We start from the raw sequence: 11,592 nt of genomic DNA on the forward strand, positions 1-11,592 counted from the left end.
CTAATGACGGTCGCTCAGCGGTTACAACTTCAATTCTGTCTGGTTCAATGAGGTGATTGGCGAATCATTGTGGGGCTTGTCCGGCATTCCCCGCGGATAACGTCCTTTAGATGCCTTGCCGGGAGGGGATCATGATCAGCACCATCGCGCTTTTCTGGGCTCTTTGTGTGGTTTGTGTGGTGAATATGGCGCGCTACTTTTCCTCTTTGCGCGCGCTTTTAGTGGTGCTACGTGGGTGTGACCCTTTACTGTATCAATATGTGGATGGCGCGGGATTTTTTACCTCACACGGGCAGCCGAGCAAGCAGGTTCGACTGGTGCGTTATATCTGGTCACAGCGTTATCGCGACCATCATGATGATGAGTTTATTCGCCGCTGCGAGCGGGTTCGAGGCCAGTTTATCCTGACCAGCGCCTTATGCGGATTGATTGTAATTAGTCTGGTCGGGCTGGCGATTTGGCACTAACGCCGCGCCGACATCAGAAACGAAAAAGGGCGGAGATAATCTCCGCCCTTTTGTTTTTTCTGCTGCTGATTACGCCACGAACCTCAACGCAATCCAGTACAGTCCACCGGACAACACTATCGACACTGGCAGGGTCAACACCCATGCCAACAGGATATTTTTGATGGTGCGGCTCTGTACGCCTCCGCCATCAACCAGCATGGTGCCGGCGACGGAAGAAGAGAGCACATGGGTGGTCGACACCGGCATCCCGGTGTAGCTCGCCACGCCGATGGAGACCGCGGCAGTCATCTGCGCGGACATACCCTGCGCATAGGTCATGCCTTTTTTACCGATCTTCTCACCGATAGTGGTCGCCACACGGCGCCAGCCAACCATGGTACCCAGCGACAGCGCCAGCGCGACCGCCACGATAATCCAGATCGGTGCGTACTCAACGGTGCTCAACAGGTCGCTTTTCAGCTTGCCGAGGAAGCGCTGATCGTCATTGCTGACGCCAGGCAGCTTGGCGGCTTTCTCTGCGGTATCGGAGATACACATCAGCAGACGGCGAAGCTGCGCGCGCTGGTCGACGGTGAGGTTGTCGTAGCTCTGCAGGTTATTCAACAGGCTCTGGGCATGGTCAATAGCCGGCAGCGCACGGGCCGCATCACAGTGGAACTCATGCGGGCCGCTTGGCACTTCTTCCGGCGTAGGAACGGCCGGTGGCGCCATCTGAATAATATGGGTCAGCGAATCAGCATGCTGCTGATAGTACTGCTCCAGATGGTTCACCGCATCGCGGGTACGGGTGATGTCATAGCCAGAGGAGTTCATATTGACCACGAACCCGGCCGGGGCGACGCCAATCAACACCAGCATAATCAGACCAATGCCTTTCTGACCATCGTTCGCACCGTGTGAGTAGCTCACGCCGATAGCGGAAACAATCAGGGCAATCCGGGTCCAGAATGGCGGTTTCTTTTTACCGTCAATCTTTTCACGATCGGCTGGGGTCATATGAATGCGCAGACGTTTTTTGTTCCCGCTCCAGTAACGACGCAGCAGGAAAACCAGGCCGCCGGCCAGCACCAGGCCGACAATCGGTGAGATCACCAGTGAGGCAAAAATGCCGATCATTTTCGGGATGTTCAGCGCGTCCACTACTGAGGTGCCGGTAATCAGAGCGTTGGTCAGGCCAATGCCGATAATGGCCCCGATGAGGGTATGGGAGCTGGAGGCCGGCAGACCAAAGTACCAGGTGCCGAGGTTCCAGATAATTGCCGCCAGCAACATGGAGAAGACCATGGCAAGGCCATGCGCCGATCCAACGTTAAGCAACAGGTCAGTGGGAAGCAAATGAACGATGGCGTAAGCCACACTCAGTCCGCCCAGCATGACGCCAAAGAAGTTGAATACCCCGGCCATCACCACCGCAAGTTGCGATCGCATTGCGCGGGTATAAATAACGGTAGCCACTGCATTGGCCGTATCGTGGAAGCCATTGATCGCTTCGTAGAACAACACAAAAAGCAGCGCAAGCACCAGTAAGATACCGGTGTGATAATCGAGACCAGCAAACAGATGTAACATAAGCGTTAAGCCATTTTGGAGGACATGAACGCGGCGCATTATCAGCGAGAAAGCGCGGCCGGGGAAAGCGAAATATAGACTTTTTTTGACATTAATGTGGCGATTAGATGAATTCAGAACATTGCTCTGCGCAAAAAATAACCTGTTTTGCGATCTTTGCCGGACGCGCGTTTTGTGACTCTGGTATCAGCGGCCCCTTATCACTACAATCAGCGTTTTTTCAGCAGCCCCGGAGCGAGTCGTGGAAAAGTTTGACGTTATCATTATTGGCGCCGGTGCGGCTGGCTTGTTTTGTGCCGCACAGGCGGGACAACGCGGCAAGCGGGTGCTGCTGCTGGATAACGGCAAAAAGGCCGGCCGTAAGATCCTGATGTCCGGCGGCGGTCGCTGCAACTTCACCAACCTGTTTATCGAACCGGCGGCCTACCTGTCGCAAAACCCCCATTTCTGCAAATCGGCGCTGGCGCGGTATACCCAGTGGGATTTTATCGATCTGATCAACCGCCACGGCATTGCCTGGCATGAGAAGACGCTGGGTCAGCTGTTTTGTGATGAGTCAGCGCAACAGGTTGTCGACCTGCTGCTGAAAGAGTGCGAAGCGGGGAAGGTCACGGTGCGGCTAAGAAGCGAAGTGTTGAGCGTTTCCCGCGACGAGACGTACACGTTGGAGCTGAATGGCGATACGGTGCAGGCAGATAAGCTGGTGATCGCCACCGGCGGGCTGTCGATGCCGGGATTGGGTGCGTCGCCGTTTGGCTACAAGATTGCCGAGCAGTTCGGCCTGAAAGTGTTTCCGACCCGCGCCGGGCTGGTGCCGTTCACCTTGCATAAGCCGCTGCTGGAACAGCTGCAGACGCTGTCCGGCGTGGCGGTTCCTGCGACCGTCACTGCCGAAGACGGCACGGTGTTTAAAGAGGCGTTGCTGTTTACCCACCGGGGATTATCAGGACCGGCAGTGTTACAGCTCTCCAGCTACTGGTTGCCGGGTGAGTTTGTCACCATCAACCTGTCACCGGAACGCGAGCTCGGCACCTTTATTAATGAAGAGCGCGAGGGCCATGCGAATCAAAGCCTGAAAAACACCCTGGCAAAAGTACTGCCGCGCCGGCTGGTCGACAGCCTGCAGCTGCTCGGCCACGTGCCGGAATGCACCTTAAAGCAGCTTAACAGCCGCCAGCAGGCTGAGCTGGTCGCGCTGCTGCACAACTGGCGCATTCAGCCTAACGGCACTGAAGGTTACCGCACCGCCGAAGTGACCCTTGGCGGCGTCGATACCAGCGTGCTGTCGTCGAAAACCATGGAAGCGCGGGATGTGCCTGGCCTGTACTTTATCGGTGAGGTGGTGGATGTGTCGGGCTGGCTGGGCGGCTATAACTTCCAGTGGGCGTGGGCATCGGCCTGGGCGTGTGCGCAGGCGCTGTGATCGTCACTCAGCCGCGCTTTGAAAGCGCTGGCAACAAGGCGACGATAACGGCCGTTAAGGCCGTTGGGAATTCTGCTTCAGCGGGAACAGTCGGGTGTTGATGATGGCAATGTTCACTTCACAGGGCACGCCGTCGTCGAGAAACACGGTTTCATTGATCTGAATAACCGCATCGTTTTCCGTCAGCTTTAATAACGCGATGATGTCCGGATCGGTTAAATTTAACGCCGTCAGGTTTTGATCCCTGAGCTGGACTTTCTTCCCGGTAAGCTCCTCGATATACGAATATTTCGAGATTTCCAGCTTGCTAAATTCCATGCTGCTAAACAGGTTCACCGGCAGGTGAATATGTTCCAGCGCCACCGGAATATCATCGAAGCACATCAAACGTAAAATCTTATACACCTGATCGCTGTTCTTGATGCGCAGCGCCTGCGCCATATCCGCCGACGGCACCTTCATGATGCTGACCGAAATGATTTTTCTGACGCCTTTGTGACCATGCTTTTGCGCCTGATAATCAAACGGCGACAGCGCGTGAAATCGCCCCGACTGGTTACTTATCCCGATAGATCCAACAAAAAGCCCGGATCCTTTCACCCGGTAAATCCGCTGTTGCTCAATCAGAATGCGCGTTGCTTCGCGCACCGTCGCGCGGGTAATGCCAATGTTTTTGGCAATGGAAATTTCGGTATCCAGCTTCTCTCCGGGTAGAAGGCCATCGTCCTTAATTTTTTTGAGGATGTAATCAACAACCTCTCGCTGTTTTTCTGTAATGCCATCAACCATCGATTTTTTCCCGTGAGAGTGAAAGACAGATTTCCCCAGTCCGGCCGCGATTTGCCTGACTTTCCGTGCTGAATATCACTTTGGTTACATGGATATGTGATCAACTTAACGAATTTACACTGAGGGTCAGCCTGTCCAGCTGGTTTTAAACTTTACATGTTGTATCTGTACACGTCCACGTACATTATTGAGATGACTAGACACCTGAAACATGTCTAGACGGGATCGCCTTACAGAGGTCATGGCTTTTGGGTTAATGCACTATCTGCCGTGCTCATGATTTTAACTGTCTGTAATAAATCAATTTTATTGATTTATTTTGAAATCATTTTTCCCGCTGGTTTTCCCGTTTTTAAGTGAGATTTGTGGGTGGGAAACGGGCAGGGAAAATGAGGCTAAACATTATCTGACTGTACACGTCAATCAGATCGCTCATGTAAACAGCAGGATGAAGACTATGCCACACCTGGGAAATTGGTTAGATAATAATAAAATTCAATACGTTGAAAGCGTTGCTGACTGGAAGGACGCGCTGCTGATCGCCGGACGTCCGCTGCTCAGTGAAGGGAGCATTTCGCAAGACTACATTGATGCCATCATTCAACAAAAAGAGCAGATCGGCCCGTATTTCGTTATCGCGCCGCGGATTGCCATGCCCCATGCGCGTCCTGAGCAGGGCGCCTTAAAACTGGGGTTGTCGATTGTACTGCTGGGCAATGCGGTGAACTTTGATTCTGAAGAGAACGATCCGGTCAGCGCGCTTTTCATGTTTGCCGCGCCGGACAGCAACAGCCATATCGAGATGATTTCCCAGCTGGCGGAAGTCCTGTCCGATGAAGAGATTATGGATCGGCTGTTTGCTGCCTCAAGCCAGGAACAGATGATGACGATTTTACTGGGCGATGCATCTGCCCGTTAACACTCTCCTTTTGACCAACAGATATTGAGGTTTGATATGAAAATTATGGCGGTGTGTGGTTCAGGTTTGGGCAGTAGCTTCATGATGGAAATGAACATCAAGAAAGTGCTTAAAACCCTCGGAATTGAAGCGGAAGTGGAACACTCCGATCTCGGCTCGGTGACACCTGATGTGGCGGATGTGTTTGTTATGGCAAAAGACATTGCCTACAGCGCCAATCTTCCGGAACAAAAGGTCATTATCATTAATAACATTATTGACCTGAAGGAAATTGAGCAAAAAGTACGCGAGTATTTCGGCAAATAATAACGCTCATAACCAGATAAACACCTTACCCTCGAGGTTAAAATGTTTACTCAAAACCTTTTGCAGTTCGTCGTCGACGTGCTGAAAGTGCCCTCCATCCTGGTTGGACTGGTGGCATTATTCGGCCTTGTTGCGCAGAAGAAGCCGCTGCCTGATGTGATTAAGGGCACGGTAAAAACCATTCTGGGCTTCCTGGTGCTGGCGGGCGGGGCGACGGTATTGGTCGGCTCGCTGACGCCACTGGGCGACATTTTCAAACAGGCGTTTGATGTACAGGGCATCATTCCCAATAACGAAGCGATGGTCTCCATTGCGCTGGCGAAATATGGTGCCCCTACCACCATGATTATGGCCTTCGGCATGGTGGCGAATATCGTGGTCGCCCGGTTCACCCGTCTGAAATACATCTATCTGTCCGGCCATGTCACCTTCTATATGGCCTGTATGATCGCGATTATTTTATCGGTGGCGGGTTTTGAAGGCATCCAGCTTATTTATACCGGTTCGCTGGCGTTGGGTATTCTGATGGCGACCTTCCCGGCCATTGCTCAGCCTTATATGCGTAAGATCATCGGCGGTGACCACGTCGCGCTGGCGCATACCGGCACCATTGGCTACGTGTTATCGGGTTGGATTGGCTCGCTGGTCGGTAAAGGTTCCAAATCTACCGAAGAAATGAACATGCCAAAAAACCTCAGTTTTTTGCGTGACAGCACCATTTCTATCTCGCTGACGATGATGATCATTTACTTAATCCTGTCGGTTTCCGCCGGTAAAGCGTATGTGGAAACGAACTTCAGTAACGGTCAGAACTACCTGGTTTACTCCTTTATTCAGGCGATTACCTTTGCAGCCGGGGTCTTCATCATCCTGCAGGGCGTGCGCCTGATCCTGGCCGAAATCGTTCCTGCCTTTACCGGTTTCTCCGAAAAGCTGGTGCCGAATGCCCGTCCTGCGCTGGATTGCCCGATTGTCTTCCCGTATGCGCCTAACGCGGTGCTGGTCGGCTTTATTTCCAGCTTCATCGGTGGCCTGGTGGGGTTGTTTATCCTCGGTCAGCTGCACTGGGTATTGATTCTGCCGGGTGTTGTGCCTCACTTCTTCTGTGGCGCAACGGCGGGCGTGTTCGGTAATGCGACCGGCGGCAAGCGTGGGGCGATCTGCGGTGCGTTTGCACACGGCATATTGATCACCTTCCTGCCCGTGGCGTTGCTGCCGGTACTGGGACAGATTGGCCTGACCAACACCACCTTCTCGGACACCGATTTCGGCGTGGTGGGGATCCTGCTGGGCAACATGGCTCACTTTATGGATAAAGGGACCATCACCATGATCATCACCGGCATTTTCGGACTGTTAGTGATTTATAACTTCGCCGCGCCGAAAAAAGTCGTGGTGGAAGAGAACGCAGGCTAAGCCCAGCGGCTCACAGCAACCGGTCAGGCAGGTGAAGGTGCCTCCGGTTGCTGTCTCCTTATCGCGGTTGGGGAACGGCAGAAGGGGACGATCTCAACTTGTTAAAAAGTCATCAAAAAAATTAACGCTTGCTTAATGCGTCGTGCTGCGCGTAGTATGCGTCATCGGTTTGGAACACAGACCTTATGTAAGCAGTTTTAGTAAAGCAGTCCTCAGTTTAAGTGTTATCCCTAGATACCCTTCCTCATGAGCCTCCTCCTAAGTGCGCCCATAAGTAATTATCTGAAACTCAGGCCAAGTTCGCCGCGTTGAGTGGCTCAAAAAATTAAAGGAAATATCTATGTCTAACAAAATGACTGGTTTAGTAAAATGGTTCAACTCTGACAAAGGCTTCGGCTTCATTTCTCCAGAAGACGGCAGCAAAGATGTATTCGTACATTTCTCTGCAATCCAGAGCAACGATTTCAAAACTTTAGATGAAGGCCAGAAAGTAGAGTTCACTATCGAGAACGGTGCTAAAGGTCCATCAGCTGGCAACGTAGTTGCTCTGTAATTGCTGATACTTCGCTAACACTTGCGACAGCGATGACGGCATTAGCCCGAGCAGCCAGGTACCAGCGATAAAAAAACCCGCCTTGTGCGGGTTTTTTGTTTTCAGCGTTCAGTAAAAGCCACTCCCGGTGTACGGCCGCCATCAAGGCGCGCGGTTATCCGGCGGAGTGGCTTTTTTGTTGGCCGTCGTCTAGGTGTCAGGCGCTCAGCGGCAGGGCCCGGCCCTGAAATCAAACACCGCGATTTGCTGGTACAGGAACAGCTTGTAGACGCAGTCCTGTGACAGATAGGCGGGCGTCGCGGTTTTCATCTCCGGCAGGGTTGGCGTTATCCGCTGGGCGATATTTTCCCGCAGGGCCAGCACCTGATATTCCCAGGGCGCTGACTCCATCAGCATCGGCAGGCGAATAGCCTTGATCAGCGGAAAGTTACGCAGGCTGATGATGATATCGGGTGAATCGGCCGGCCGGCCGATAAACGCAATATTCTTCACGTCCTGGGGTGGGATATGCGACAGGTCGATCTTCATTCGCTGCAGCAGATTTGCGGTGTAGCGCTGATCGTTGGCGACGGTGTTAAAGGCCGAGACCATCAACACCAGGCAGTAAAGCAGCGGCAGCAGCGTTAAAGCCTGTACCCAGCGTCGTATCGCTGGAAAGGCCAGAATATTGACGCAGAAGCAAAACAGGCTGAAGCAACTCCAGGCAATCAGCACGCGAGGACTGATTACCGGATCGCTCAGCAGCAATGAAAGCCCCGGAATGGCGGCGATCGCCAGAAACGGCATCAGAACGATCGCCAGACCGTTGAACATTTTCCGCCTGGCGGAGCCCGCCTCTCTTGCCGTCCTGACCAGTAATATCAGCAACCCCAAAGCGGCTAACAGCAGCGGAATCGCAATCAGCAGCACCTTATACCCCGGAAACGCGCTCAGCACCATCGCGGTGAAGCTGTCGACGTTCTGCAACAAGGTGGCAAAGGCAGCGGGTCCGGGCGGAATCATTTTGCTGTGCGCCAGGCTGTAAGGGTCGGTCACCAGCCAGGCGACGATAATCACCTTATACAGCACGGCGGCGATCAGACCGGCCGCCATTTTTTCGCCGATATACGGCCAGATCGCCTCACGGTTAACCCACAGCCTGAAGGTGATAATGGCGCAACAGCCGAGATAGACATTCAATCCGGTCTGGTAGGTGGTCAGTACCAACAGCATCAGCCCCGCCGTCAGCAGGATATGAATAGCGCGACTGAATCTGAGCGGCAGACTGGCTATCATCGCCATGGCCAGCGACAGCATCATGGTCAGCGAGTCATAGCTATAGAGCAGTGACTGCGCGAGAAAAGGGTTGAGGATCATAAACTGGGCGGGCAACAGCTGCCAGTAACCGCGCAGCGGTAGCGCCAGTTTTTCTGCGTATATCACGCTGGCGGCGGCGAGGATCGCCAGGCCCATCAGCAGCGGCAGCGGCGAGATATCGTTGACGCTGGTATTAAAGCGCAGCGCAACGTTGATCAGCCAGGTTAACGGGCGGCCGTTGGAGATCCACAGATTGGCCTGGCCATTAACAATGCGGAAGAAGTCATCCCGGTAATAAACCTTTTCGCTCCACAGCGGCAGCGTCATCAGCAGGCCAGTCAGGAAGGTGTAGAGGATCTGCCGGTGACGGCTGATGACTGAGGTGGCAGACTCACCATTGCGCATGTTATTCCAGATGAAGGCGTGCGTTGAAGAGCCACTAAAAAGCCGTGGAGTGCTTCAGTTTACCCGGGAATGTCGGCGGCGGAAGTCCGTATTAACGAGGGATATGAGAGGGCGTTCGCAATTTTGATTAACAGCGTGCGGCAGAGTCGGGCTCTGCCGCATAAAGCCTTTAAATCACCGCAGAGAGCAGCCAGACCAGCACAAAGCCGGTGACGCCCATCGCGGTGGTCAGCACGGTCCAGGTTTTCAACCCGTCCGCCACTGACAGGCCGAGGTAACGGGTGACCACCCAGAAACCGGCGTCGTTTACGTGGGACAGGCCCAGTCCGCCAAAGCAGGCTGACAGCGTAACCAGCACCAGCTGCATATCGCTCAGGCCGGTGACGGCCTGGGTCAGCAGTCCGCTGGTGGTGAGGATCGCCACGGTTGCCGACCCCTGCGATGCCCGCAGCGCCAGCGACAGAATAAAGGCGGCGGGGATCAGCGGCAGATGGATGGTTTCCAGCGACAGCGCCAGCGCTTTACCCACGCCGGACTCGACCAGCACTTTACCAAAAGCACCGCCCGCACCGGCGACGAGGATCACTCCCGCCGAGCTTGGGATAGCGCGATCCAGCAGTTCACCCAGCTTCTCTTTGCTGATGCCACGACGCAGCGCCAGCAGCCAGGCCGACAGCGCCAGCGCAATCAGCAGCGCAATCGCCGGCGTACCGATTAACGTCAGCAGCTGGCGGATAACGTTGCCTTCTGGCAGCGCCGTATGCGCCAGCGTGCCCACCACAATCAGCACGATAGGCACCACGATCAATGAAGCAATCAGCGTTGCGCCCGGTGGTTGCGTCCCGGTTTTTCCCGGCGCGCTTTCAGGTTTAGCCAGCTGCAGCTGCTCCAGCACCGCCAGCGACAGATGATACTGACGGCGGTTCATCGCTTTCGCCACAAAGTAACCCACCACGCCAACCGGGATCGACACCGCGATGCCCAGCAGCATCAGCCAGCCCACGTCGGTGCCCAACAGGCCCGCCGCCGCTGCCGCACCGGGGTGCGTCGGTAACGCCACGTGTACGGTCAGCATCACGCCCGCCATCGGCAGGCCATATTTGATTGGCGAGACCTTCGCGACCTTGGTGAAGCCGTAAATCAGCGGGATAACAATAATAAAGCCGACTTCAAAGAACACCGGGATGCCGAGAATAAAGGCGGCCATGGTCAGCGCGGCGACGGTGCGTTTAATGCCCAGCGCATGGGTGAAGCGCTGCGCCAGCGACTCCGCGCCGCCGGAGGATTCAATAATCGCCCCGAGCATCGCGCCCAGCACGATGATGATGGTAATCGACCCCAGCAGGCCGCCCATCCCGGCAACGATCACCTTCATAATGTTGTCCGCCGGGATGCCGGTGGCGATCGCCACTAACAGGCTGACCACTAACAGGGCGACGAACGGATGGATTTTTAGTTTGATCACCATCAGCAGCAAAATCAGCACGCTGGCGACGGCGATAGTCAATAACAGGGCGGTGGACATGATTTCAGCCTCGTAGGATTTTATAATTTTATCATGTTTTTCAACATGGTATGGGTAGGTCATCCCTGGCTCTGGCCTGATTCAGGCAACAGAAAGCCAACGCTGCGCTAAGGGCGCGCAGCGTTTACTCGGTACGTCGTTAACTATTTATAGGCGTCGAACCAGCCCAACCCGTCGGTGGTGACGCCGCGCGGGAAGTACTCGCAACCGATCCAGCCCTGATAGCCGCTGCGATCGATTAAATCGAAGATCCACGGGTAGTTGATTTCGCCTGCGTCCGGTTCATGGCGATCCGGTGCGGAAGCAATCTGGATATGTTGATACTGGCCGCTGAAGGCAGTGATCAGATGGCTCAGGTTGCCGTCGACCAGCTGGGCATGGAACAGATCGAGCTGGGTAAACACGCCCGGCCGATCAATGCGTTTAACCATCTCCAGCGTCTGGTACTGGCTGGAATAGAGATAGCCCGGCTTGGTTTTCGGGTTTAACGCTTCCAGCAAAATGCGGATGCCGTGCGGCGCGAAACGGTCGGCGGCGTAACGCAGGTTGCTGATAAAAGTCTGGCAGTAAGCGTCACGATCCGCGCCTTCCGGCACGGTGGAGGCCATGATATGCACCTGCGGGCAACCGAGTGCCAGCGCGTATTCCAGCGCCATATCGATATCGCGACGGGCGGCTTCTTCACGGCCGGGAATGGCACAGACGCCCCATTCGCCGGCGGCCACATCGCCAGGCCCGGTGTTAAACAACACCAGCGCCAGATCGTTACGTTCCAACGCCTGCTTTAACTCGCTGGCGGCATAGTCGTAAGGGAACAGAAACTCCACGCCACGGAATCCCGCTGCCGCTGCCGCGTCAAAGCGCGCCATAAACGGCAGCTCGGTAAACATGGTCGAGAGGTTGGCAGCAAACTTAGGCATG

At 54.7% G+C, this 11,592-nt stretch carries 11 protein-coding genes; 6 read left to right on the forward strand and 5 right to left on the reverse strand.

The features are described 5' to 3' along the window. Window positions 1–131 precede the first annotated feature (131 nt). Window positions 132–467 carry a universal stress protein UspB gene (uspB, locus tag ACXKZG_RS01250; RefSeq protein ID WP_013204310.1) on the forward strand — a complete coding sequence of 112 codons (336 nt, stop codon included), beginning with the start codon at window positions 132–134 and terminating at the stop codon, window positions 465–467. A 69-nt stretch (window positions 468–536) separates the two neighbouring features. Here uspB and pitA read toward each other — a convergent pair whose 3' ends face one another. After that, entirely contained in the window at window positions 537–2,039 is a 1,503-nt protein-coding gene (pitA, locus tag ACXKZG_RS01255; RefSeq protein WP_488875590.1) for an inorganic phosphate transporter PitA, read from the reverse strand. A 241-nt stretch (window positions 2,040–2,280) separates the two neighbouring features. Between pitA and ACXKZG_RS01260 the strand changes: the two genes are divergently transcribed. Beyond that, window positions 2,281–3,462 (forward strand): BaiN/RdsA family NAD(P)/FAD-dependent oxidoreductase, encoded by a 1,182-nt coding sequence (locus ACXKZG_RS01260; RefSeq protein ID WP_013204308.1) that lies wholly within the window; start codon window positions 2,281–2,283, stop codon window positions 3,460–3,462. Window positions 3,463–3,516: 54 nt separating this feature from the next. Here the strand turns inward: ACXKZG_RS01260 and ACXKZG_RS01265 are convergent, their stop codons facing one another. Further along, window positions 3,517–4,251: a GntR family transcriptional regulator gene (locus tag ACXKZG_RS01265; RefSeq protein WP_013204307.1), complete on the reverse strand. Its 735-nt coding sequence runs from the start codon at window positions 4,249–4,251 to the stop codon at window positions 3,517–3,519. Window positions 4,252–4,708: 457 nt separating this feature from the next. Here ACXKZG_RS01265 and ACXKZG_RS01270 point away from each other — a divergent pair, with 457 nt between their 5' ends. From ACXKZG_RS01270 to cspE, 4 genes are all read left to right on the forward strand, one after another. Then, window positions 4,709–5,170 (forward strand): PTS sugar transporter subunit IIA, encoded by a 462-nt coding sequence (locus tag ACXKZG_RS01270; protein WP_488875591.1) that lies wholly within the window; start codon window positions 4,709–4,711, stop codon window positions 5,168–5,170. A gap of 36 nt (window positions 5,171–5,206) precedes the next feature. After that, a complete protein-coding gene (locus ACXKZG_RS01275) occupies window positions 5,207–5,476 on the forward strand; it encodes a PTS sugar transporter subunit IIB (RefSeq protein WP_013204304.1) in 270 nt (89 codons plus the stop codon). Between the two features lie 42 nt (window positions 5,477–5,518). After that, window positions 5,519–6,892, forward strand: a complete 1,374-nt coding sequence (gene ulaA, locus ACXKZG_RS01280; protein ID WP_013204303.1) for a PTS ascorbate transporter subunit IIC — start codon at window positions 5,519–5,521, stop codon at window positions 6,890–6,892. A 340-nt stretch (window positions 6,893–7,232) separates the two neighbouring features. After that, window positions 7,233–7,445: a transcription antiterminator/RNA stability regulator CspE gene (cspE, locus tag ACXKZG_RS01285; RefSeq protein ID WP_013204302.1), complete on the forward strand. Its 213-nt coding sequence runs from the start codon at window positions 7,233–7,235 to the stop codon at window positions 7,443–7,445. Window positions 7,446–7,649: 204 nt separating this feature from the next. Here the strand turns inward: cspE and ACXKZG_RS01290 are convergent, their stop codons facing one another. The 3 genes from ACXKZG_RS01290 to ACXKZG_RS01300 form a co-directional block, all read right to left on the reverse strand. Beyond that, a complete protein-coding gene (locus ACXKZG_RS01290; protein WP_488875592.1) occupies window positions 7,650–9,146 on the reverse strand; it encodes a glucosyltransferase domain-containing protein in 1,497 nt (498 codons plus the stop codon). Window positions 9,147–9,315: 169 nt separating this feature from the next. Continuing rightward, window positions 9,316–10,671: a GntP family transporter gene (locus ACXKZG_RS01295; protein WP_013204300.1), complete on the reverse strand. Its 1,356-nt coding sequence runs from the start codon at window positions 10,669–10,671 to the stop codon at window positions 9,316–9,318. A gap of 143 nt (window positions 10,672–10,814) precedes the next feature. Next, window positions 10,815–11,591, reverse strand: coding sequence for an HPr family phosphocarrier protein (locus ACXKZG_RS01300; protein WP_134822955.1), 777 nt, complete (start codon window positions 11,589–11,591; stop codon window positions 10,815–10,817). Window position 11,592 lies beyond the last annotated feature (1 nt).

The sequence above is a fragment of the Erwinia sp. 2186 genome (assembly GCF_057812255.1).

What these genes read in the sequence shown, in the direction of transcription:
- uspB (WP_013204310.1), top strand. Translation starts at nt 132, where the DNA reads ATGATCAGCACCATCGCGCTTTTCTGGGCTCTTTGTGTGGTTTGTGTG.
- pitA (WP_488875590.1), bottom strand. Translation starts at nt 2,039, where the DNA reads ATGTTACATCTGTTTGCTGGTCTCGATTATCACACCGGTATCTTACTG.
- ACXKZG_RS01265 (WP_013204307.1), bottom strand. Translation starts at nt 4,251, where the DNA reads ATGGTTGATGGCATTACAGAAAAACAGCGAGAGGTTGTTGATTACATC.
- ACXKZG_RS01270 (WP_488875591.1), top strand. Translation starts at nt 4,709, where the DNA reads ATGCCACACCTGGGAAATTGGTTAGATAATAATAAAATTCAATACGTT.
- ACXKZG_RS01275 (WP_013204304.1), top strand. Translation starts at nt 5,207, where the DNA reads ATGAAAATTATGGCGGTGTGTGGTTCAGGTTTGGGCAGTAGCTTCATG.
- ulaA (WP_013204303.1), top strand. Translation starts at nt 5,519, where the DNA reads ATGTTTACTCAAAACCTTTTGCAGTTCGTCGTCGACGTGCTGAAAGTG.
- cspE (WP_013204302.1), top strand. Translation starts at nt 7,233, where the DNA reads ATGTCTAACAAAATGACTGGTTTAGTAAAATGGTTCAACTCTGACAAA.
- ACXKZG_RS01290 (WP_488875592.1), bottom strand. Translation starts at nt 9,146, where the DNA reads ATGCGCAATGGTGAGTCTGCCACCTCAGTCATCAGCCGTCACCGGCAG.
- ACXKZG_RS01295 (WP_013204300.1), bottom strand. Translation starts at nt 10,671, where the DNA reads ATGTCCACCGCCCTGTTATTGACTATCGCCGTCGCCAGCGTGCTGATT.
- ACXKZG_RS01300 (WP_134822955.1), bottom strand. Translation starts at nt 11,591, where the DNA reads ATGCCTAAGTTTGCTGCCAACCTCTCGACCATGTTTACCGAGCTGCCG.